This is a genomic window from Collimonas humicola (assembly GCF_018304945.1).
GTDB lineage: Bacteria > Pseudomonadota > Gammaproteobacteria > Burkholderiales > Burkholderiaceae_D > Collimonas > Collimonas humicola.
This window is the reverse complement of sequence record NZ_JAGQEE010000012.1, coordinates 35,294-57,037: the sequence shown is the minus strand read 5'-3', so window position 1 is coordinate 57,037 and position 21,744 is coordinate 35,294. Positions and strand designations below refer to the sequence as shown.

Sequence of the window (21,744 nt, the reverse complement as noted above, 5' to 3'; positions counted from 1 at the left end):
AAGCCCGTTCCAGAATATGAAAATCCTCGGTATCGACCCGGGTCTGCGGACCACCGGTTTTGGCATCATCGACAAGCAGGGCAACAAGCTCAGCTATATCGGCTCGGGCACCATCAAGACGCCGGACGCCGATCTACCGCAACGCTTGAAGGTGATCCTTGCCAGCGTGTCGGAGGTGATACGCACCTATGCGCCGGATTGCTCGGCCATCGAAAAAGTTTTCGTCAACGTCAATCCACAATCTACCTTGCTGCTGGGGCAAGCGCGCGGCGCGGCCATCTGTGCGTTAGTGAGCGCAGACTTGCCGGTGGCGGAATACACCGCCTTGCAGATCAAGCAGGCAGTCGCCGGCCATGGCAAGGCGCAAAAACAGCAGGTGCAGGACATGGTGCAGCGCTTGCTGCAACTGCCCGGCTTGCCCGGCACCGATGCCGCCGACGCGCTGGCGGTGGCGATTTGCCATGCGCACAGCGGCGATGCCCTGGCGCATCTGAGCGCGCTGGCGCCAGGCCTGGCCAAAAAAGGTTTGCGCGTGCGCGGCGGCCGGCTGGTTGGCTGATCGGGGCTAAAAAGTACGCGATTGTTTTCCATTGTTATGTCTGGATCTCCCCATAACCACTCGACCTCGCGGTTCATTCCGCGTGATCAAGCTGCCTACTCCTTTCTTTATCTGCGATTTGTGGCATTTTGGATGTCCCATGCGGCATCCAATTGTGAACCTTTGTTTCGGCAAATTTGCCGCAAACACATGTATATAGCTGAGAGCTGACATTTACAACTCTCGCTAAGTCCTTCATTTATTTAGTAATTCAATGTAAATACATTCATTGCACATTGTCAGGTATTGGCGCTAAGTCATTGACTTTACTCGAATATTTTCCAATTTCTCCCTCCTAAATGGCTTGACCTAGAATAGTGCATCCTCTAAAGTGGGTGAAAGTGTGGAAAAGTGTTTTTTTGTGGGGCATTTTTGCTGACTTGCAAAGAAAACTTTCTCAGGATTCAGCAGCAAATCGACAGGAGCGTGTGCGGTGTTTCAGGGTGCGTCAGCATTAAATCTCGATGCGAAAGGACGGATGGCAGTGCCATCCAAGCATCGTGACGCGCTGACCGTTCAGTGCGAGGGCCGGCTGACGCTGACCAAGCACCCGCATGGCTGCCTGTTGCTGTTCCCGCGTCCGGTGTGGGAGAGCCACCGCGAGCAGATCGCCGCCTGGCCGATGTCGGCGCGCGCCTGGCAGCGGATTTTCCTGGGCAATGCCTCTGACGTCGAACTCGATTCCGCGGGGCGGATCCTGGTGGCGCCGGAACTGCGTTCAGCGGTCGGCCTGACGCGCGAGGTAATGCTGCTGGGCATGGGAAGCCATTTCGAGATTTGGGATGCAGCCAAGCTGGCTGAGAGCGAGTCGCAAGCAGTTGCGGCTGGCATGCCCGAAGTGTTAAGCAATTTTTCGTTCTGACAGGCCCGCCATGAGTGAACCAGTGGTGCCCGAGTTCCAGCACCGCACCGTGTTATTGGATGAGGCTGTCAGTGCGCTGGCGATCGAGGGCGCGCGCGCCGACGGTATTTACGTCGACGGCACTTTCGGCCGCGGCGGCCACAGCCGCAAGATTTTACAGAGCCTGGGCGAGCGCGGCCGTCTGATCGCGTTCGACAAGGACCCGCAAGCCATCGCCACCGCCAGCACTATCGCCGATCCGCGTTTCGAGATCGTGCACGATAGTTTTGCGACGATGGCGCAGGCCTTGCGGGAAAGAGGCATACAACAAGTCGATGGCGTGCTGCTGGACCTGGGCATTTCATCGCCGCAGGTGGACGACGCCAGCCGGGGGTTCAGCTTCCGCGCCGACGGCCCGCTCGACATGCGGATGGATACGACGCGCGGCATATCGGCAGCAGAATGGCTGGCCAGCGCGGATGAACAAACAATCGGAAAGGTGGTACGTGATTATGGGGAAGAACGGTTTGCTGTTCAGATTGCAAAGGCGATTGTTGCTAGCCGGACAATCAAGCCCATTACTGGCACACGACAGCTTGCCCAGATCGTGGCAAACGCCGTCAAGACCCGCGAGAAAGGCAAAGACCCGGCCACTCGTACCTTTCAGGCTATACGGATTTTCATCAATCAAGAGCTTGAAGAACTCGAGATAGTACTGGACCAGGCATTTCGGCAGATGGGCCGGCAAGGGAGATTAGTCGTGATCAGCTTTCATTCGCTGGAAGACCGGATCGTCAAGCAGTTCCTGGCCTCGAAAGCCCGGTTGCCGCAGCCTGACCGCCGCCTGCCGATCCGCGCGGTCGACCTGCCGCAGCCGGCGTTGAAGCTGATCTCCCGCGTCAAACCATCGGATGCGGAAGTAGCGGAAAATCCGCGCGCCCGTTCCGCCATCATGCGCGTCGGCGAGCGTCTGACCGCCAACGAGGCGCAGGCATGAGCGGCCGCCTCAATTTCATCCTGGCGCTGGCGCTGGTGCTGTGCGCACTGGCGCTGGTCAATTCCCAGTACCAGGCGCGCCAGCTGTTCATCGAGCTGGAGCGGGCCGCCAGCCAGTCGCGCCAGCTGGATATCGAATGGGCGCAATTGCAGCTGGACCAGTCGACCCTGGGCAAGAACGCCAGGATTGAAGCCGCCGCCACGCGCGACCTCAACATGGTGCCGCTGACCGCCGCCCGTACCCAATATCTGACGGTGGGGGAAAAATGACGCGCAATCCCCCGCGCAGCTCGCATACCGGCCGTATCGCGGCAGGCAAAGGCGTGCCGTTTTCGGCCAGCCCGGTGCTGAAGGTCAAGCTGCCGGTATGGCGTTCGCGGGTGGTGCTGTTCGCCATGTTCGCGGCCTTCCTGGCGCTGATCGTGCGGGCTCTGTGGCTGCAAGGCATCTCCACCGATTTCCTGCAAAAGCAGGGCGCCTCGCGCTACGCCCGCACGCTTGAGCTGCCGGCCACGCGCGGCAAGATCACCGACCGCAACGGCCAGGTGCTGGCGTCGTCGGTGCCGGTCAAGGCGATCTGGGCGATTCCTGACGACGTCAAGGACGCGCCCAAGGAAAAATTGCAGGCCCTGGCCAAGCTGCTCGACATGAGCAGCGCCGAGCTGAGCAAGAAGCTCGATTCCGACCGCAATTTCGTCTACCTCAAGCGTCAGGTCGAACAGGATATCTCTGACCAGATCATCAAGCTCGGCATCGATGGCATAGAAACCCGCAAGGAATACAAGCGCTTCTATCCCGAGGGCGAGGTTGCGGCGCACGTGGTCGGCTTTACCAACGTCGAAGATGCCGGCCAGGACGGCATGGAACTGTCGCAGCAAAAAAACCTGGCGGGCGCCACCGGCAGCCGCCGCGTGATCAAGGACCGGCTCGGCCGCATCGTCGAAGATATCGAGGCGGTCAAGGAGCCGCATGACGGCAAAGACCTGGTGCTGTCGATCGACAGCAAGATCCAGTACATTGCCTTCACCCAGCTCAAGGAAGCGGTCGAGAAGTTCAAGGCCAAGGCGGGCGGCATCGTGGTGGTCGACGCCAAGAGCGGCGAAGTGCTGGCGCTGGCCAACCTGCCAAGCTATAACCCTAACGATCGCTCGGTGCTGACCGGCGCGCAGCTGCGCAACCGCGTGATGACCGATACCTTCGAGCCCGGCTCGACCTTGAAGCCGTTTACGGTCGCCCTGGCGCTGGACACCAACCGGGTGCAGGCCACCACGACTTTCCAGGTGCCGGACAAGATGACCATCGGCACCGCAACCGTGGGCGATTCCCATCCGCACCCGGTGCAGACCATGAGCGTTGCGCAGATCATCCAGAAGTCGTCGAATATCGGCACTGCCAAGATTGCGCTGCAAATGCCGGCCGAAGAGATGTGGGAGATGTTTACTACTGTAGGTCTGGGCCAGCAGCCGAAATTCGGTTTCCCTGGCGCTGTCGCCGGCCGTGTGCGGCCGTTCAAGTCATGGCGTCCGATCGAACAGGCCACCATGAGCTACGGTCACGGCATCTCCGTATCGCTGATCCAGATGGCGCACGCCTATACCATATTTGCCCGCAACGGCGACCTGATCCCGCTGTCGTTCCAGAAGGTGACCGAGCCGCCGGTCGGCCAGCGCGTGGTCTCTGAAAAGACCGCGCTCACCATGCGCGCGATGCTGGAAAGAGTCACCGCGCCTGGCGGCACCGCGCCGAAAGCGCAAGTGCCGGGCTACCGCGTCGGCGGCAAGACCGGCACCGCCTACAAGATCGAAGGCGGCAAGTACGTCAAAAAATACATTGCCGATTTCGTCGGCTTTGCGCCGGCTTCCGATCCGCGCCTGATTATTGCGGTGATGGTGGATGAACCGGCGGTCGGCTCGCACTTCGGCGGCGACGTTGCCGCGCCGGTGTTTGCGACGGTGGCGGCGAACGCCTTGCGCGCGCTGAACGTGCCGCCCGATTCCAGCGTCACTGACATCATCATCCCGACCGACGGTCCGCAGGAGGGCTTGTGATGACCTCCATAGCGAAACGACTGCAAGACATCCAGCAGTGGCTGGGCAGCGTAGCGCCGGCCGGCGCCGAACTGGTGTCGGACTCGCGCAAGGTCAAGGCCGGCGATGTGTTTTTCGCCTATCCGGGCGATGCCGCGGACGGCCGCGCCTATATTGTGCAGGCGCTGAAAAACGGCGCTTCGGCGGTACTGTACGAGAGCGAGAAATTCAGCTGGGATACGGCGTGGACGGCGGCACATCTGGCGGTAAGCGGGCTGAAGCAGCTGTCCAGCCAGATCGCCGCCGCCTACTATCAGCAGGCGGACAAGGACATGCTGGTGGTGGCCGTCACCGGCACCAATGGCAAGACTTCCTGCAGCCAGTGGCTGGGACACGCGCTGTCGCATCTGGGGCAGGCTACCGGTGTGATCGGTACGCTCGGCACGGGCGTTTATGCGCAGGGCCTGCGCGGCGAATTTGAAGAAACCGGCAACACCACCCCGGACGCGCTGTTGTTGCAGCAGACCTTGAGCGCCATGCGCAAGCAAGGCGTCAAGGCGCTGGCGATTGAAGCATCCTCGATCGGCCTCGAGCAAGGGCGCCTGAACGGCATGCATGTCGACATCGCGCTATTCACCAATTTCACTCGCGACCACCTGGATTACCACGGCGACGAGCAGCACTACGAAGCCGCCAAGCGCATATTGTTCGACTGGCCGGGCTTGCAGCAGGCGGTGATCAATCTGGATGACGACATGGGCTTGCGCCTGGTCAGCCATCTGCAGAAAAAGAAGCGGGCCATTCCCGTGATCGGCTATACCTGCGCCGAACCGGCAGCGCCGGCAGATATTGCCGTCCTGCGCGCCTCGGCGATCCGCACCAGCGCCGGCGGCACCGTTTTCCACGTCGAATCGCCATTCGGTTCCGGGCAGTTGAAGACGCAGTTGGTGGGCCAGTTCAATGTCAGCAATGCGCTGGGTATCCTGGGCGTGCTGCTGGCCCATGGCATTGAATGGAAGGCGGCGCTCGATGCGATTGAACTGTTGGTCGCCGTGCCGGGTCGAATGCAGCAATTCGGCGGCCAGGATGCGCCGCTGATCGTGATCGATTATGCCCACACGCCGGACGCGCTGGAAAAGACCTTGAGTACGCTGCGCCAGGTTGCGCAGCAACGCAATGGCGAATTGTGGTGCGTATTCGGCTGCGGCGGCGACCGCGATCCCGGCAAGCGGCCGCAGATGGGCGCAGTGGCGGAACTGGCGGATCACGTCATCGTCACCAGCGACAATCCGCGCAGCGAAGAACCGGCCGCCATCATCAGCCAGATCCTGGCCGGAATGAAGGCGCCGCAGGCAGCGCAAGCCCTGGAAGACCGCGCTGCGGCGATCCTGTGGGCAGTACGGCATGCGGCCAAGGCCGACGTCGTGCTGCTGGCAGGAAAAGGACATGAAACATATCAGGAAATCAAAGGAAAGAAATTGCCGTTTTTAGACGCCGACCATACTGCCCTGGCGCTCGCTGCGCGGGCGACGATGAAGGGCGGCAGCCTATGAATACTACATTGGCGCAACTGCAGTCGTGGCTGGGCTTGCCTGCCAGCGCCGGCGCCGCCGGCCAGGCCGTGATCAGCGGCTTGTTTACGGACAGCCGCGCAGTGACCCCCGGTTCTGTGTTCGTCGCCTTGCGCGGCGAGCGTTTTGACGCCCACGATTTCCTCGATCAGGTCATCGCCCAGGGCGCCGCCGCGGTAGTGGTCGAGCAAGCTCCCGCAGGGCTGGCGGTGCCGGCGCTGGTGGTGGCCGATACCCGCCTGGCCTTGGGCGCGATAGGGCAGCGCTGGCGCCAGCAATTCAGGCTGCCGCTGATCGCCGTCACCGGCAGCAACGGCAAGACCACTGTCAAGGAAATGATCGCCGCGATCCTGGTCGCGGCTTTTGGCGTCGACAAGTCGCTGGCGACGCGCGGCAATTTCAATAACGAGATCGGCGTGCCGCTGACCTTGCTGCGGTTGCAGGCAGAACATCAGGCTGCCGTGATTGAGCTGGGCATGAACCATCCCGGCGAAATCGCCGTGCTGACGGCACTTGCCGAACCCACTGTCGCGCTGGTCAACAATGCCCAGCGCGAACATCAAGAGTTCATGGCCAGCGTCGAAGTCGTTGCCGAGGAAAACGGCAGCGTGATCCGTGGCCTGGCAGCCGATGGCATTGCGGTCTTCCCTGCGGATGATCCGTATACCGGCCTGTGGCGCGGCTACAGCGCAGGCAAGGGCGGCAGTCTGACTTTCGGCCTGACGCCGGCGGCAGACGTCCATTGCAGCTACAGCAATGGCGCCGACGGCTTCGGCAGCGACTTGACGGTGAGCGTTCCCGGCCAGCCTTCGTTCCTGGTGCAGCTGGCGGCTGCCGGCGAGCACAATGTACGCAATGCGCTGGCGGCGATCGCCTGCACGCTGGCGATCGGCGTAGACCTCGCTGCCATCAAGCGCGGCCTGGAATCGTTCGCGCCGGTCAGCGGCCGCCTGCAGCGCAAGCTGGCAACCCGCGCAAGCTGCACCGGTGCACTGGTGATCGACGATACCTACAACGCCAATCCGGATTCGGTGCGGGCTGCGATCGACGTCCTGGCGCAGGCTGCCGCGCCGCGTCTGCTGGTGCTGGGCGAGATGGGCGAAGTCGGCAACGACGGCCGCCAGTTTCACCACGAAATCGGCGCTTACGCGCAGCAGCGCGGCATTACGCAGCTGTTCACGCTGGGCCAGATGGCGGCCGAGGCAAGTATCGCCTTCGGCCCTCAAGCCTGCCACTTTACCGACATCGCAGCGTTGCTAGCCGCGCTCGATGCCACCATGACACCTAATACGACCGTGCTGGTCAAAGGCTCGCGCTTCATGAAAATGGAGCGCGCCGTCCAGCACCTGGTTGGCACAACATCCGAGGGGATTCACTAACATGCTGCTATGGCTGGCACAAAATTTTCAGCAGGATTTCAGTTTCCTGCGCGTCTTCAACTTCATCACGTTCCGCGCGGTGTTTGCGACCCTGACGGCGCTGATGATCGGCCTGATCGCCGGACCGGGCGTGATCCGCATGCTGGCGCGCCTCAAGGTCGGCCAGGCGGTGCGTACCGACGGCCCGCAGACGCACCTCATCAAGTCCGGCACGCCAACCATGGGCGGCGTCCTGATCCTGATCGCGATCGGCATTTCGACTTTGCTGTGGAGCGATCTCGGCAACCGTTTCGTCTGGATCGTGCTGATCGTGACGCTCGGTTTCGGCACCATCGGCTGGGTCGACGACTATCGCAAGGTGGTCTACAAGGATCCGAACGGCATGCGTTCGCGCGAAAAATATTTCTGGCAATCGGTGATCGGCGTGGTCGCCGCGATCTACCTGGCGTTCTCGGTGTCCGCGCCGAACAATACCCAGGTGTGGGATTTGTTCGTGGCCTGGGTCGAGTCGGGTTTCAGCCTGGATCTGCCGCCCAAGGCCGATCTGATCGTGCCGTTCTTCAAGACCGTCAGCTATCCGCTGGGCGTGTGGGGTTTCATGGCCTTGACCTATTTCGTCATCGTCGGCACCAGCAACGCCGTCAACCTGACCGACGGCCTGGACGGCCTGGCGATCATGCCGACCGTGATGGTCGGCGCGGCGCTGGGATTGTTCGCCTACCTGACCGGCAACGTCACTTTCGCCAAATACCTGCTGATCCCGCATATCCCGGGCGCCGGCGAACTGCTGATCTTCTGCGGCGCCATGGCCGGCGCAGGACTCGCCTTCCTCTGGTACAACGCTTATCCGGCGCAGGTGTTCATGGGCGATGTCGGCGCGCTGGCCCTGGGCGGCGCCCTTGGCACGGTGGCTGTCATCGTGCGCCAGGAAATCGTGCTGTTCATTATGGGCGGTATTTTCGTGGTTGAAACTTTGTCGGTGATGTTGCAGGTAATCTATTTCAAGTACACCAAGAAGCGCTTCGGCGTTGGCCGCCGGGTGCTGCTGATGGCGCCTTTGCACCATCACTATGAACAAAAAGGCTGGAAGGAAACGCAGGTTGTGGTGCGTTTCTGGATCATCTCGATGATGCTGGTGTTGTTTGGACTTTCAACTCTGAAGTTAAGGTAGTGGGCAGTACTCATGAACTATACGGGTAAACATGTTCTGGTATTAGGGCTTGGAGAATCGGGCCTGGCATCCGCTTTGTGGCTGGCACATTGCGGTGCGACCGTGCGCGTGGCCGATACCCGCAGTGCGCCCGAAAGGCTGCCGCTGCTGCAGCAAGCCATTCCGGATGTGGAGTTTTGCGGCCCTGATGAAAATGCTGAGGCGGGCTTTGCCGTCAGCCTGCTGGACGGCATCGATTTTGCCGTCACCAGTCCGGGCCTGGCGCCGGCACGCGAGCTGAAAGACATCCTGTCCGCCGCCACCGACCGCGACATCCCGGTATGGGGCGAAATCGAAATATTCGCCCAAGCCCTGGCGGCATTGCGCGAGAGCCAGGGCTATGCGCCGAAAGTGATTGCCATCACCGGGACCAACGGCAAGACCACCGTCACCAGCCTGACCGGACTGCTGTGCGAACGCGCCGGCCTGACGGTGCAGGTAGCCGGCAATATCAGCCCGGCAGCGCTGGATGTCTTGCGCAGCGCGCTGGAGCGCGATGCCTTGCCCCAGGCCTGGGTGCTGGAATTGTCCAGCTTCCAGCTGCATGCCACCTGCGGCCTGCATGCCGACGCCGCCACCATTCTGAACATCACCCAGGATCATCTGGACTGGCATGGCGACATGGCCTCGTATGTGGCTGACAAGGCGCGCATCTTCGGCGCCAATACGGTGCGCGTGCTCAATCGCGACGATCCGTTGACGATGCAGTTCGCCAGCGGCAACAGCATCAGTTTCGGTTTCGATGAACCGCATGAAGGCGATTGCTTTGGCCTGGTCAGCGACAATGGCATGCAATGGCTGTCGGTCGCGGTCCCCGGCGACGAAGAGGAACGCGTAGAGAAGCGACGCAACAAGAAAGAACAGCTGGCCTTGCTGCCGGTGACGGTCAAGCGCCTGATGCCGGCCGACGCCTTGCGCATCCGCGGCCGCCATAATGCCGCCAATGCGCTGGCGGCGCTGGCCCTGTGCCGCGCGATCGACTTGCCGTTTGCGCCTTTGCTGCACGGCTTGCGTGAATACCACGGCGAACCGCATCGGGTCGAGCTGGTGACTACGATAGGCGGGGTTGAATACTACGACGACAGCAAGGGCACCAACGTCGGCGCCACGGTCGCGGCCCTGAACGGCCTGGGGCGTGGCTGCGACGGCGACGGCGCGGGTGCCAATCCTAGCCGCTTGCTGCTGATCGCTGGCGGCGACGGCAAAGGACAGGATTTTGCTCCGCTGGCGGCGCCGCTGGCGGCCTATGGCCGGGCGCTGCTGCTGATCGGCCGCGACGCGCAGGCAATTCGCGCCGCGGTTGAAGGCACGGCCGGCGGACTGGAGATCGTCAACTGCGCGACGCTGGAAGAAGCGGTAAGCCGCGCGGCAGAATTGGCTCATTCTGGCGACGCCGTGCTGCTGTCGCCAGCCTGCGCCAGTTTCGACATGTTCCGCAACTATGCGCACCGGGCGCAGGTGTTCGTCGATGCAGTGCGCGAACTGGCTTTGTCGCGCGGCGAGGTCGGACTATGAAATTCGCCTTTCCATCATTTTCAGGCAAGGCCGCAGACAGCTCGGTGAGCAATGCTGCGCCGCGGCCGCGCGCGCTCGACAGCCAGAAGCCCGGCGTCCAGCGTTCGAAAATGATGGAATACGACCAGCCGCTGGTGTGGGTGGTGATATTGCTGATGCTGTTCGGCCTGGTGATGGTGTATTCGGCCTCGATCGCCTTGCCGGATTCGCCCAAGTATTCGAACTACACGAATGCCCATTTCCTGGTGCGGCAAGCGATCTTCATCTGTGTCTCGCTGGTGGCCGGCCTGGTGACCTTCCGCATTCCCATCGCCACCTGGCAGCGCTGGGCGCCGTACCTGTTCGTGGTCACCCTGATCCTGCTGGCGATGGTGCTGGTGCCGGGCCTGGGGCGCGGCGTCAACGGCGCCAAGCGCTGGCTGTCGTTCCGCGTCTTCAATTTGCAGCCTTCGGAACTGATGAAGCTGTTCATCGTGCTGTACGCCGCCAACTACACGGTGCGCAAGCAGGAAGTGATGCACAAGCTGACCAAGGGGTTCCTGCCGATGACGGCGGCGGTCGGCCTGGTCGGCCTGCTGCTGATGCTGGAGCCGGACCTGGGCGCGCTCGGCGTGATCGTCTGCATCGCCATGGGGATCCTGTTCCTCGGCGGGATCAATGGCATCTGGTTTGGCGGCATCGGCGCCATGCTGGCGGGCATGTTTACCCTGGTGATCTGGTTGTCGCCCTGGCGCCGCGAGCGGATTTTTGCTTACCTGAATCCATGGGCTGAAGAGAATGCCCTGGGCAAGGCTTACCAGCTGTCGCACTCGCTGATCGCCTTTGGCCGCGGCGAGCTGTTTGGCGTCGGTCTCGGCGCCAGCGTCGAAAAACTGCACTATTTGCCGGAAGCGCATACCGACTTCCTGTTGGCGGTGATCGGTGAGGAACTGGGGTTTGCCGGCGTGCTGGTGGTGGTGATGCTGTTTTACTGGATTATCAAACGCTCCTTTGAAATCGGCCGCCAGGCGATCGCGATGGAACAGACTTTCGCCGGCCTGACAGCCAAGGGCATCGGCATCTGGATCGGCGTGCAGACTTTCATCAACATGGGCGTCAACCTGGGCTTGCTGCCGACCAAGGGTTTGACCTTGCCGCTGATGAGCTACGGCGGTTCGGGGGTGCTGATCAATTGCATCGGCCTGGCGATCCTGCTGCGCATCGATTATGAAAACCGGGTTCTGATGCGCGGAGGCCGGGCATGAGCATGCATCAAAAACGTCTCGTCATCATGGCGGCGGGCACAGGCGGCCATATATTTCCAGGCCTGGCGATTGCCGAGACCATGCGCGCGCGCGGCTGGCAGGTCAGCTGGCTGGGCACCACGCACGGCATGGAATCCGACCTGGTGCCGCAGCATGGCATCGAGATGGACAAGATTGTGTTTGCGGGTTTGCGCGGCAAAGGATTGGCGCATACCGTGCGCGGCGCCTGGCGGATGTTGCTGAGTTTCCCGGCTTGCTTCGGCATCCTGGGGCGGCGCCAGGCCGATGTCGTGCTGGGCATGGGCGGCTATGTGACGGTGCCGGGCGGCGCCATGGCGCGTTTGCGCGGTGTGCCGCTGGTGCTGGTGAACGCCGATGCGGCCTTGCTGCTGTCGAACAAAACCCTGACGCCATTGGCGCAGCGCGTGCTGTTCGGTTTCCCTGCCGATTTTGGCAAGGCGGCCAGCAAGGCGCTGGTCACCGGCAATCCGGTGCGCAAGGAAATCCTGGCGCTGCCTTTGCCGGAGCAGCGCTATAGCGGGCGCATCGGTCCCTTGCGTCTGCTGGTAGTGGGCGGCAGTCTCGGCGCCAAGGCATTGAATGATTGCCTGCCGGCGGCGCTGGCATTGATCCCCGCCGAGCTGAGGCCCAGCATCACGCATCAGTCGGGCAAACAGCATATCGAGGCCTTGCGCAATGCTTATGCGGCGGCGGGCGTGACGGCGGAGGTGGTGGCGTTCATCGACGACATGCCGCGCCGCTACGCCGATGCCGACCTGGTGATTTGCCGGGCCGGGGCGATCACGGTGTCGGAATTGACCGCTGCGGGCGTTGCCAGCGTATTGGTGCCGCTGGTGGCTTCCACCACCTCGCACCAGCGCGACAATGCGCGCTGGATGGCGACACAGAAGGCGGCGATTCATTTGCCGCAAACGGATTTGAGCAAAGAGCGCCTGGCCGCGCTGCTGACGCGGATCTCGCGCCAGGACTGCCAGACGATGGCGCAGGCAGCATATGAAAACGGCCGGCGCGATGCGAATGAAGCAATCGCGCAGGTTCTTGAAGAATTGGCAGGTGATGTATGAAACATAAAGTTAAAAATATCCATTTCGTCGGAATCGGCGGCAGCGGCATGAGCGGCATCGCCGAGGTGCTGCTCAATCTCGGCTATACCATTTCCGGTTCCGACCTCGGCGACAATGCGGCGACGCGCCGCCTGGCAGGACTGGGCGCCAAAGTCAGCCGCGGCCACGCCGCCAAGCATATCGACCAGGCCCACGCTATCGTCACATCGACCGCAGTGCAGGCAGACAATCCGGAAGTCGTCGCGGCCCGTGAAAGGCATATTCCCATCGTGCCGCGTGCGGTCATGCTGGCGGAACTGATGCGCCTCAAGCGTGGCATCGCCATTGCCGGCACCCACGGCAAGACCACCACCACCAGCCTGGTGGCCAGCGTGCTGGCGCAGGGCGGACTGGACCCGACCTTTGTGATCGGCGGCCGCCTCACCAGCGCCGGCGCCAACGCCAAGCTCGGTTCCGGCGACTTTATCGTGGCCGAAGCCGACGAATCGGATGCCTCGTTCCTGAATCTGTCGCCGGTGATCGAGGTGATCACCAATATCGACGCCGATCATATGGATACCTACGATCACGATTTCGGCAAGCTGAAACAGGCTTTCGTCGAGTTTACCCAGCGCCTGCCGTTCTACGGCGTCGCCGTGCTGTGCATGGATGACGCCAATGTGCGTGAAATCATGCCGCAGATTTCCAAGCTGATCACCACCTACGGCTTCCACGAAGAAGCCGATGTGCGCGCAATCGACGCCAAGGCGGTCGGCGGCCACATGCAGTTCACGGTGATCCAGAAAGGTTATGCGGCGATGCCGATCAGCCTGAACCAGCCTGGCATGCACAATGTGCAGAACGCCTGCGCGGCGATTGCGATTGCGCGCGAGCTGGGCGTCGCCGATAGCGCGATCCAGCAGGCGTTGACCGAGTTCAACGGCGTTGGCCGGCGCTTTACCCGCTACGGCGAAATCAAGCTGCAGGATGCCGCAGGCAAGTCCAAAGGCGAATTTGCGCTGGTCGACGATTACGGCCATCACCCGGTGGAAACCGCGGCCACCATCCAGGCGGCGCGCGGCGCCTATCCGGGTCGGCGGCTGGTGCTGGTATTCCAGCCGCATCGCTATACCCGCACCCGCGATCTGTTTGAGGATTTTGTCAAAGTGCTGTCGACCGTCGATGTGCTGGTGCTGGCTGAAGTGTACGCTGCCGGCGAAGCGCCGATTGTCGCTGCCGACGGCCGCGCGCTGGCGCATGCCTTGCGGGTGGCTGGCATGGGCGAGCTCGTGTTTGTGGAAGATATCAGTGACATGCCGGCATCGATCTTGAATATCGTCCGCGACGGCGACGTCGTGATGACCATGGGAGCCGGATCGATTAGCGGCGTGCCTGGCAAGCTGGCACAACTGGTAGAGCAATGAATATGAGTGATGCGATGAGCAAAAAAAAGACAGGTCATCAATTCGGAAAAGTCGGCGTGCTGTTCGGCGGCCGTTCGGCTGAACGCGAAGTGTCCATCATGTCCGGCAACGGCGTGCTGAAGGCATTGAAAAGCCGCGGCGTCGACGCCCATCTGTTCGATCCGGCCGAACGCAGCCTGGCGGAACTGGCGGCGGAAAAGTTCGACCGCGTGTTCATCGCCTTGCACGGCCGCTACGGTGAAGACGGCACGCTGCAAGGCGCGCTGGAACAGCTGGGCATTCCGTATACCGGCCCGGGTGTGATGGCGTCGGCGATTGCGATGGACAAGGTGATGACCAAGCGTGTCTGGCAAAGCGCGGGCTTGCCGACACCGCGCTTCCTGGTGCTCGATGCGCACGGCGCAACCCGCGAAGAGCTGCGCCAGGTGCCGGATGTGCTGGGCTTGCCGCTGATGCTGAAAGCGCCGCATGAAGGTTCGACCATCGGCATCGCCAAGGTCGCCGGCTATTCCGACATGAGCGAGGGTTTTGCCTTGTGCGCCAAGTACGACGAGGTGGTGCTGGCGGAAGAATTCATCCGCGGCCGCGAGCTGACGGTGCCGGTGCTGGGCGCCGGCCGCACAGCGCGCCCTCTGCCTATCGTCGAGATCCGCGCGCCCGAAGGCAATTACGACTATCAGCACAAGTATTTTACCGACGACACCAAGTATTTATGTCCGGCGCCGCTGGATGCTGCGCTGACCCAGCGCATCCAGGCGCTGGCGGTGCAGGCCTTCAAGGCGATCGGCTGCGAAGGCTGGGCGCGCGTCGACTTCATGCTGCGCGATGGGGATAACGAGCCGTTCCTGCTGGAGATCAATACTTCGCCGGGGATGACCGGCCATTCGCTGGTGCCGATGGCTGCCAAGGCGGACGGCGTCAGCTATGAAGATTTGTGCGTTGAAATCCTGGCCTCGGCGGCGCTCGACCTGGCGCCGACCGCGGATTGGAAACCGGAATGAGCGGCAAGCAGAGAAAGAAGATTGAAAGAAATTAATTAAAGATTTACCTAACGATCCAAGCGATAAAGTCGATAACCATGTGGCAAGACGTCAAAATGTTGAACGCGATCTCCGGCACCTTGCTAGGACTGGCAGCGCTCGCATTGCTGGCGTCCGGCATCTGGTGGCTGGCGCAGCGTCCGATGTTTACGCTGAAGACCATCCGCATCGAAGGCGTCGGCCAGAGCGAGCTGCGGCGGGTGAATCCGCTGATCGTGCGCGCTGCCGCGCTGCCGCGCATCAAGGGTAATTTCTTTACGGCGAACCTGGATACGGTGCGCACGGCATTCGAATCGGTGCCGTGGGTGCGCAAGGCGACGGTGCAGCGCGAATGGCCGAACACGCTGATCGTGACGGTTGAGGAACATGAGCCGCTGGCGACCTGGGATGACGACGGCCGCTTGATGTCGGTGCGCGGCGATTTGTTTACCGCCAACCTGGCCGAGGCGGAAGAAGACGGCGAATTGCTGCGCCTGTCCGGCCCTGCCGGCAGCGAGAAGGATGTGGTAGCGCGCCTGGCGGATTTCCGCCAGTGGTTTGCGCCGCTCAAGCTGAACCCGGTGGACGTGGCTTTATCGAGCCGCTACGCATGGACAGTCAAGCTGGACAACGGCATGACGGTGGAGCTGGGGCGGGAACAGAACAAGACCACGCTGAAAGACCGGGTGGCGCGGCTGGTGCAGATCTATCCGCAACTGCTGTCGCGTTTGCAGAACCGGATCGAGAGTGTAGATATGCGGTATCCGAATGGCTTGGCGCTGAAGGCTAGCGGCATGACGAGCGGATTGGGAAGCAAGAAAAAATAAGCGAAACATTATGACAAAAGACGCAAAAAACTTGATCGTCGGTCTCGACATCGGCACCTCGAAAGTGGTGGCGGTGGTAGCCGAGGTATTGTCGGATGGACGCCATGAAGTGATCGGCCTGGGCCAGGCTGAATCCAAGGGTTTGAAAAAAGGCGTGGTGGTGAACATCGAAGCCACCGTGGAATCCATCCAGCGCGCGCTGGAAGAGGCCGAGCTGATGGCCGACTGCAAGATCCGCAATGTCTACACCGGGATCGCCGGCAGCCATATCCGCAGCTTCAATTCCAGCGGCATGGTGGCGATCAAGGACAAGGAAGTCAGCGCAGCGGATGTCTCGCGCGTTATTGAAACGGCCAAGGCGGTCAATATTCCGACCGACCAGCAACTGCTGCACACCGTACCGCAGGAATTTATTGTCGACAGCCAGGAAGATGTGCGCGAACCAATCGGCATGAGCGGCATCCGACTTGAGGTCAAGGTGCACATCGTCACCGGCGCCGTGTCCGCGGTGCAGAACATCGTCAAGTGCATCCGCCGTTGCGGACTGGAAGTGTCGGACCTGATCCTGCAGCCGATGGCTTCGGCCGATGCGGTGCTGACGCCGGACGAGAAGGAGCTGGGCGTGGTGCTGGTGGATATCGGCGGCGGCACCACCGACGTCGCGGTGTTCACCGAAGGGGCGATCCGCCATACCGCCGTGATTCCGATTGCCGGCGACCAGATCACCAACGACATTGCGATGGCGCTGCGCACGCCTACCAATGAAGCCGAAGAGATCAAGCTGCGCTACGGCGTCGCCAAGCAGATCCTGGCCGATCCGGGCGAAACGCTGGAAGTGCCGGGCCTGGGGGACCGCAATCCGCGCACCTTGTCGCGCCAGGCATTGGCGGCGGTGATCGAGCCGCGGGTGGAGGAATTGTTCGCGCTGGTGCATCAGGTGGTGCGCGAGTCAGGTTACGAAGAAGTGCTGTCGAGCGGCGTGGTGCTGACCGGCGGTTCGGCCATGATGCCGGGCATGATCGAGCTGGCGGAAGACATCTTCCTCAAGCCGGCACGCCTGGGCACGCCGGAATACCGCGGCCAGCTGGCCGACGTGGTGCGCAGCCCGCGCTATTCGACGGTGCTGGGGCTGCTGCTGGAGGCGAAGAAGCAATACCTGCGCGGCTATATCGTGACGCGCCAGGAAGGATCGGCGAAGGCGATCTGGCAGCGGATGAAGGAATGGTTTCTGGGTAATTTTTAGTTTTTATTTCTGCGGGACAGAGTTTAAGAGTCGCCCTGGCAAGTGGATGGCGAAGCACTTTGTACTCGCAGATCACCGTGAAGTTTAATTTTAATGTTGTTTGTGCAACACGCAGTTGTCAGTTGCTAGGCCTCACACCGCGTGATGCCTATTGACTGAATGCTGCATCTTTATGAGGAAATATCATGGAAATCGATATGCTTGACAATGCAACTTTGGGCACCGTGATTAAAGTCGTCGGTGTCGGCGGCGCCGGCGGCAATGCGGTCCAACATATGATCAACAAGGGTGTGTCGGGAGTGGAGTTCATCGCTGCCAACACGGATGCACAGGCGCTCAAGCAGTCGAAGGCGCATAACGTCATCCAGATCGGCGAGACCGGCCTGGGCGCCGGCATGAAGCCGTCGGTGGGCCGCCAGCTGGCGGAAGAGTCGCGCGGCCGGATCGAAGACGCACTGCGCGGCGCGCACATGGTGTTCATTGCCGCCGGCATGGGCGGCGGCACCGGCACCGGCGCCGCGCCGGTGGTGGCGCAGATCGCCAAGGAACAGGGCGCGCTGACCGTGGCGGTGGTTTCCAAGCCATTCTCTTACGAAGGCCAGAAGTGCATGGATATCGCCGACGAAGGCCTGGAAGCGCTGTCGCAGCACGTCGATTCGCTGATCATCATTCTCAACGAAAAGCTGGAAGAGATCTATGAAGACGACAGCATGATGGAATGGCTGCAGCACGCCGACGATGTGCTCAACAATGCCGTTGCCGGCATTGCTGAAATCATCAATGTGCCTGGCCATATCAACGTCGACTTCAACGACGTCAAGACCATCATGGGCGAACAGGGCAAGGCGATGATGGGTACCGCCACCGCATCCGGCGTCGACCGCGCCCGCCTGGCGGCCGAGCAGGCAGTCGCCTCGCCGCTGCTGGACGGCATCGATCTGTCCGGCGCGCGCGGCGTGCTGGTCAACGTTACCGCCAGCCGCAGCCTGAAGGGTAAGGAAATCAAGGAAGTCATGGCGACCGTGCGCGCATTTGCGGCGCCGGATGCTTCGATTGCCCAGGGCATTGCCTACGACGAAGCGATGGGCGACGATATCCGCGTCACCGTGGTTGCTACCGGCCTCGGCCGTGCGCGCAAGGCGGTGCAGCTGGTGCAGGCGCCGATGATGCGTACCGGTACCCACAATGAGCCGCTGATGCACGGCCAGCCGTCGGTTGGCCATGGCGGTTCGTCGTTCGAAGGCATGAAGGCGCCGGCGGTATGGCGTCGCGAATCAGCTTCCGACACGGTGCGCGCACTGGAAAAGAACGGTATGGAAACTTACGACATCCCAGCTTTCCTGCGCAAGCAGGCTGACTGAGCCGGCCCGTAGTTTCCTGCACGAGCCTGGCGGCCGATAGCGGATTGATATACCCGCTATCAGCCGCCGGGCCCTGCATGAATTTGCGGAACAAGGCATACTGCGGATTCCACGCCGCGTCGCAAGGCGCGGCGTTTTCTTTTAGCATGCGCTACTATGCGCTGTCTCGGCAGATCGGTGTACGGCTCAGGCCGTGGCGCCGCTCTGGAGGCTTTATTCACTAGACAAGGACTTATCATGACCATCAAGATCGGCGATCGCCTGCCGGAAGGCAAATTAGCAGAATTCATCGAAACCGAGACCGCAGGTTGCGCGCTCGGCCCAAATACATTCAATGTCAGCGATCTGGTCAAGGGCAAGAAGATTGCCCTGTTCGCGGTTCCTGGCGCATTCACGCCGACCTGCTCGGCCAAGCATCTGCCAGGCTACATCCAGCATGCAGCAGAATTCAAGGCCAAGGGCGTTGACGAAATCTGGGCGATTTCGGTGAACGACGCTTTCGTCATGGGCGCCTGGGGCCGCGATCAGAAGGCGACCGGCATCGTGCGCCTGCTGGCTGACGGCAATGCGGATTTCGTCAAGGCGCTGGGCCTGGACGCCGATTTCGGCAAGTTCGGCATGGGTACGCGTTCGCAGCGTTTCTCGGCGCTGATCGACGACGGCGTGGTCAAGCAATTGAACGTTGAACAAGGCGGCGCATTTGAAGTATCCAATGCGGAAACACTGCTGGGCCAGCTGGCATAAGATGCAGTTTTGTCGGTAAGCAAGGCGGCGCCAAGTGCGCCGCTTTTCACATCTGCAGCCGGGAATTTCAGTGCCAGCCGATAGCTTACCGATATGCCCGCGATAGAAAAAAATAGCTTGGAAACCCAAGCGTGTTTTTTATCCCACACCGGGTACACATCGTTACAGAATAATTATCAGTCAGACTTATAATGTCATCATGTTGAAACAACGCACCATCAAGAAAATTGTCAAGACGACAGGCATTGGCGTCCATTCCGGCACCAAGGTCGAGCTGACCCTGCGCCCGGCCGCCATCGATACCGGGATTGTCTTCCGCCGGGTCGACCTTGATCCTGTTGTCGATTTCCCGGCGAAAGCCACCGAAGTCGGCGATACCCGCATGGCTTCCGTGCTGGTGAAGGACGGCGCGCGGGTGTCGACCATCGAGCATCTGATGTCGGCCTGTTCCGGACTGGGCATCGATAATCTGTATGTCGACGTCACCGCGGAAGAAATCCCGATCATGGACGGTTCGGCATCCTCCTTCGTGTTCCTGCTGCAGCAGGCGGGGCTGGAAGAACAGAACGCTGCCAAGAAATTCGTCCGCATCAAGAAAAGCGTGGAAGTGCGCGAAGGCCAGGGCGAGCGCGAAAAATGGGCGCGGCTGGATCCTTGCAACGGTTTCAAGCTCAAATTCTTTATCGAATTCAATCATCCTGCGGTCGACGGCACCGGCCAGACCGCGGAAGTCGATTTCAGCGTCGAGTCGTATGTGAAGGAAGTGGCGCGTGCGCGCACCTTCGGTTTCATGCAAGACGTGGAAACCATGCGCGGCCTGGGCCTGGCGCGCGGCGGTTCGCTGGAAAACGCGATTGTGATGGATGAATACCGGATTTTGAACAGCGACGGCTTGCGCTACGAAAACGAATTCGTGCGCCACAAGATCCTGGACGCCATTGGCGATCTGTACCTGATCGGCCATCCGCTGTTGGCCAGCTACACTGCCCACAAATCAGGGCACGGCTTGAACAACCAGCTGCTGCGCGCCTTGCTGGCGCAGCCGGATGCGTATGAAGTGGTCAGCTTCGATGAACTCGCCGAAGCGCCGGGCGCCTATCAGCGGCAAGTCGGACAAGAGTGGGCCTTGAACTAGACGCGTTCTCCTTCTCCATTAAGCGCTGCGCATCAAAGCACAAAGCAAGCGCCTATCCGGCGCTTGTTCCCTTTGCTTCATGTTCCTCATGCACCTCCAGGTGGACGCTTCCAGTGCGCTGATCGTAGTCCAGAATCTCTGCGTAGCGGCCCCAGGAAATCAGCGTGGCGAACAGGCTCTCTGGTTGATCATAGGGCAGCAAGCTCGCCAGTTGCTCCAGAATCTCATCCTCTTTTACCCGCGCCCCCGGATTTTCGTTGAGGCGCGCCGTCAGCATCTGGAACAGGCGCAAGCGCAAAATCTGCTTCCTGAACAGCGTCTTGCGCGCCGCCAGCGGCGCGGCCAGGAAATACCAGCCGAGCGTGGTCATGGTCACTTCGTGTTTCGGCGTATCCACCAAATCCAGCATTTCAGCAGCCTTGACGATCGCAATCGTTTCCCCGAAATCGGTGCCGATGCGGGTGCTCAGCTCGTAGATATTGATGGTCTCCTGATTGTTCTGGAGAATCTCCAGCAAGCCGACGATCCGCCCCACCGGTACATTAGGAATCGGTTCGACACGGCCGGCGCCTGCCTCCTGCACGGCGACCGCCTGCGCCTCCTGTTCCTGCGTTTGGTCTACGCCGGCTTCCGCCGCCTCGATTTCGTCGCCCGGTTCGTCCGGCAGCGCCAGCGCGGTGATCGCGTCGTGGATCTGGTTGACCAGGGCGGCGAATTCCTTCGACTTGACGTCGCGCGGGTAGGGCAGCGGGTTGGCGATCACATTCTTGATGCGTCCCGGATGCGATGAAATGATCACGATGCGCGAAGCCATATAGGCCGCTTCGACGATGTTGTGGGTGACGAAGAAAATGCTCTTGATGCCGGTCTCGCTGCCGTTGTTCCACAGGTCGACCACTTCGGCGCGCAGGTTCTCGGCGGTGAGCACATCGAGCGCGCTGAAGGCTTCGTCCATGCACAGCACCTCGGGCTTGGCGACGATCGCGCGCGCCAGGCCGACGCGCTGGCGCATGCCGCCGGACAGCTCCTTGGGGAAGGCATTCTCGAAACCGGACAGGCCGATCAGCGTCAGCACCTTTTCAATTTCTTCCTGTTCCTGCCGAGCGCTGAGGCGGCGCTGGGTCAGGCCGACCTGGACATTCTGCTGCACCGTCAGCCACGGATACAGGGCGAAACTCTGGAACACGATGGAGAGCTTGCGATTGATGCCCTCCAGCGCCTTGCCATGACTGAGCACGGCGCCGCTGGTGGGATCCGTGAGCCCGGCGATCAGGCGCAGGATGGTCGATTTTCCGCTGCCGGACTGCCCCAGCAGCGCCAGCATTTCGCCTTCGCGCACGGCAAGGCTGATGTCGTCGAGAATGGTGACGGGTTCGCCGCCGCCGGTGGTATAGGCTTTCGATACATGCTGCAGTTCGATCAGCGGCGCTGCAGAGCTGCGGCTGGCGCCGGCAGATGGCGGCGTGGTGGAAGCAGTGGAAACGGAGTCAGACATCGGTCACATCCTTGGAACGCTTATTGAATGCTCATTAGGTGCTTGCTGAGC

At 61.4% G+C, this 21,744-nt stretch carries 19 protein-coding genes; 18 read left to right on the top strand and 1 reads right to left on the bottom strand.

The window, feature by feature from the left end; genetic code table 11:
• Nucleotides 1-16: 16 nt before the first annotated feature.
• The 18 genes from ruvC (at nt 17) to lpxC (ending at nt 20,198) form a co-directional block, all read left to right on the top strand.
• Entirely contained in the window at nt 17-559 is a 543-nt protein-coding gene (gene ruvC, locus KHU30_RS24205) for a crossover junction endodeoxyribonuclease RuvC (protein WP_061944505.1), read from the top strand.
• A 472-nt stretch (nt 560-1,031) separates the two neighbouring features.
• Complete coding sequence (gene mraZ, locus KHU30_RS24200; RefSeq protein WP_211445157.1) at nt 1,032-1,460, top strand: division/cell wall cluster transcriptional repressor MraZ; 429 nt, start codon at nt 1,032-1,034, stop codon at nt 1,458-1,460.
• Nucleotides 1,461-1,470: 10 nt separating this feature from the next.
• Nucleotides 1,471-2,436: a 16S rRNA (cytosine(1402)-N(4))-methyltransferase RsmH gene (rsmH, locus tag KHU30_RS24195; protein WP_211445156.1), complete on the top strand. Its 966-nt coding sequence runs from the start codon at nt 1,471-1,473 to the stop codon at nt 2,434-2,436.
• Nucleotides 2,433-2,705: a cell division protein FtsL gene (ftsL, locus tag KHU30_RS24190; protein WP_211445155.1), complete on the top strand. Its 273-nt coding sequence runs from the start codon at nt 2,433-2,435 to the stop codon at nt 2,703-2,705. The genes rsmH and ftsL overlap by 4 nt, the downstream gene beginning before the upstream one ends.
• On the top strand, nt 2,702-4,483 hold the full coding sequence (locus KHU30_RS24185) for a peptidoglycan D,D-transpeptidase FtsI family protein (protein ID WP_211445154.1): 1,782 nt from the start codon (nt 2,702-2,704) through the stop codon (nt 4,481-4,483). The genes ftsL and KHU30_RS24185 overlap by 4 nt, the downstream gene beginning before the upstream one ends.
• A complete protein-coding gene (locus tag KHU30_RS24180; protein ID WP_211445153.1) occupies nt 4,483-6,015 on the top strand; it encodes a UDP-N-acetylmuramoyl-L-alanyl-D-glutamate--2,6-diaminopimelate ligase in 1,533 nt (510 codons plus the stop codon). Before KHU30_RS24185 ends, KHU30_RS24180 begins: the two co-directional genes overlap by 1 nt.
• Entirely contained in the window at nt 6,012-7,412 is a 1,401-nt protein-coding gene (locus tag KHU30_RS24175) for a UDP-N-acetylmuramoyl-tripeptide--D-alanyl-D-alanine ligase (protein ID WP_211445152.1), read from the top strand. The genes KHU30_RS24180 and KHU30_RS24175 overlap by 4 nt, the downstream gene beginning before the upstream one ends.
• A 1-nt stretch (nt 7,413) precedes the next feature.
• Nucleotides 7,414-8,583: a phospho-N-acetylmuramoyl-pentapeptide-transferase gene (mraY, locus tag KHU30_RS24170; RefSeq protein ID WP_038493304.1), complete on the top strand. Its 1,170-nt coding sequence runs from the start codon at nt 7,414-7,416 to the stop codon at nt 8,581-8,583.
• Nucleotides 8,584-8,595: 12 nt separating this feature from the next.
• Nucleotides 8,596-10,137: a UDP-N-acetylmuramoyl-L-alanine--D-glutamate ligase gene (murD, locus tag KHU30_RS24165; protein ID WP_211445151.1), complete on the top strand. Its 1,542-nt coding sequence runs from the start codon at nt 8,596-8,598 to the stop codon at nt 10,135-10,137.
• Nucleotides 10,134-11,381 (top strand): putative lipid II flippase FtsW, encoded by a 1,248-nt coding sequence (ftsW, locus tag KHU30_RS24160; RefSeq protein WP_211445150.1) that lies wholly within the window; start codon nt 10,134-10,136, stop codon nt 11,379-11,381. The genes murD and ftsW overlap by 4 nt, the downstream gene beginning before the upstream one ends.
• Nucleotides 11,378-12,466 (top strand): undecaprenyldiphospho-muramoylpentapeptide beta-N-acetylglucosaminyltransferase, encoded by a 1,089-nt coding sequence (gene murG / locus KHU30_RS24155; RefSeq protein WP_211445149.1) that lies wholly within the window; start codon nt 11,378-11,380, stop codon nt 12,464-12,466. Before ftsW ends, murG begins: the two co-directional genes overlap by 4 nt.
• Entirely contained in the window at nt 12,463-13,869 is a 1,407-nt protein-coding gene (murC, locus tag KHU30_RS24150) for a UDP-N-acetylmuramate--L-alanine ligase (RefSeq protein ID WP_211445148.1), read from the top strand. Before murG ends, murC begins: the two co-directional genes overlap by 4 nt.
• Nucleotides 13,870-13,883: 14 nt before the next feature.
• Entirely contained in the window at nt 13,884-14,870 is a 987-nt protein-coding gene (locus KHU30_RS24145) for a D-alanine--D-alanine ligase (protein ID WP_211445147.1), read from the top strand.
• Between the two features lie 77 nt (nt 14,871-14,947).
• Nucleotides 14,948-15,715, top strand: a complete 768-nt coding sequence (locus tag KHU30_RS24140; protein WP_211445146.1) for a cell division protein FtsQ/DivIB — start codon at nt 14,948-14,950, stop codon at nt 15,713-15,715.
• Between the two features lie 10 nt (nt 15,716-15,725).
• Nucleotides 15,726-16,958, top strand: a complete 1,233-nt coding sequence (gene ftsA / locus KHU30_RS24135) for a cell division protein FtsA (RefSeq protein WP_211445145.1) — start codon at nt 15,726-15,728, stop codon at nt 16,956-16,958.
• Between the two features lie 185 nt (nt 16,959-17,143).
• The gene (ftsZ, locus tag KHU30_RS24130; RefSeq protein ID WP_211445144.1) at nt 17,144-18,319 is read left to right on the top strand and encodes a cell division protein FtsZ; all 1,176 of its coding nucleotides are present in this window, start codon (nt 17,144-17,146) and stop codon (nt 18,317-18,319) included.
• A gap of 237 nt (nt 18,320-18,556) precedes the next feature.
• Nucleotides 18,557-19,063, top strand: a complete 507-nt coding sequence (locus KHU30_RS24125; protein ID WP_211445143.1) for a peroxiredoxin — start codon at nt 18,557-18,559, stop codon at nt 19,061-19,063.
• A gap of 199 nt (nt 19,064-19,262) precedes the next feature.
• Nucleotides 19,263-20,198 carry a UDP-3-O-acyl-N-acetylglucosamine deacetylase gene (lpxC, locus tag KHU30_RS24120; RefSeq protein ID WP_211445142.1) on the top strand — a complete coding sequence of 312 codons (936 nt, stop codon included), beginning with the start codon at nt 19,263-19,265 and terminating at the stop codon, nt 20,196-20,198.
• 52 nt (nt 20,199-20,250) lie between these two features.
• Here the strand turns inward: lpxC and KHU30_RS24115 are convergent, their stop codons facing one another.
• Nucleotides 20,251-21,693 carry an ABC transporter ATP-binding protein gene (locus tag KHU30_RS24115; protein WP_211445141.1) on the bottom strand — a complete coding sequence of 481 codons (1,443 nt, stop codon included), beginning with the start codon at nt 21,691-21,693 and terminating at the stop codon, nt 20,251-20,253.
• Nucleotides 21,694-21,744: the final 51 nt, after the last annotated feature.

Coding starts and splice junctions, on each gene's coding strand:
- ruvC (WP_061944505.1), top strand. CDS start 17: ATGAAAATCCTCGGTATCGACCCGGGTCTGCGGACCACCGGTTTTGGC.
- rsmH (WP_211445156.1), top strand. CDS start 1,471: ATGAGTGAACCAGTGGTGCCCGAGTTCCAGCACCGCACCGTGTTATTG.
- ftsL (WP_211445155.1), top strand. CDS start 2,433: ATGAGCGGCCGCCTCAATTTCATCCTGGCGCTGGCGCTGGTGCTGTGC.
- KHU30_RS24185 (WP_211445154.1), top strand. CDS start 2,702: ATGACGCGCAATCCCCCGCGCAGCTCGCATACCGGCCGTATCGCGGCA.
- KHU30_RS24180 (WP_211445153.1), top strand. CDS start 4,483: ATGACCTCCATAGCGAAACGACTGCAAGACATCCAGCAGTGGCTGGGC.
- KHU30_RS24175 (WP_211445152.1), top strand. CDS start 6,012: ATGAATACTACATTGGCGCAACTGCAGTCGTGGCTGGGCTTGCCTGCC.
- mraY (WP_038493304.1), top strand. CDS start 7,414: ATGCTGCTATGGCTGGCACAAAATTTTCAGCAGGATTTCAGTTTCCTG.
- murD (WP_211445151.1), top strand. CDS start 8,596: ATGAACTATACGGGTAAACATGTTCTGGTATTAGGGCTTGGAGAATCG.
- ftsW (WP_211445150.1), top strand. CDS start 10,134: ATGAAATTCGCCTTTCCATCATTTTCAGGCAAGGCCGCAGACAGCTCG.
- murG (WP_211445149.1), top strand. CDS start 11,378: ATGAGCATGCATCAAAAACGTCTCGTCATCATGGCGGCGGGCACAGGC.
- murC (WP_211445148.1), top strand. CDS start 12,463: ATGAAACATAAAGTTAAAAATATCCATTTCGTCGGAATCGGCGGCAGC.
- KHU30_RS24145 (WP_211445147.1), top strand. CDS start 13,884: ATGAGCAAAAAAAAGACAGGTCATCAATTCGGAAAAGTCGGCGTGCTG.
- KHU30_RS24140 (WP_211445146.1), top strand. CDS start 14,948: ATGTGGCAAGACGTCAAAATGTTGAACGCGATCTCCGGCACCTTGCTA.
- ftsA (WP_211445145.1), top strand. CDS start 15,726: ATGACAAAAGACGCAAAAAACTTGATCGTCGGTCTCGACATCGGCACC.
- ftsZ (WP_211445144.1), top strand. CDS start 17,144: ATGGAAATCGATATGCTTGACAATGCAACTTTGGGCACCGTGATTAAA.
- KHU30_RS24125 (WP_211445143.1), top strand. CDS start 18,557: ATGACCATCAAGATCGGCGATCGCCTGCCGGAAGGCAAATTAGCAGAA.
- lpxC (WP_211445142.1), top strand. CDS start 19,263: ATGTTGAAACAACGCACCATCAAGAAAATTGTCAAGACGACAGGCATT.
- KHU30_RS24115 (WP_211445141.1), bottom strand. CDS start 21,693: ATGTCTGACTCCGTTTCCACTGCTTCCACCACGCCGCCATCTGCCGGC.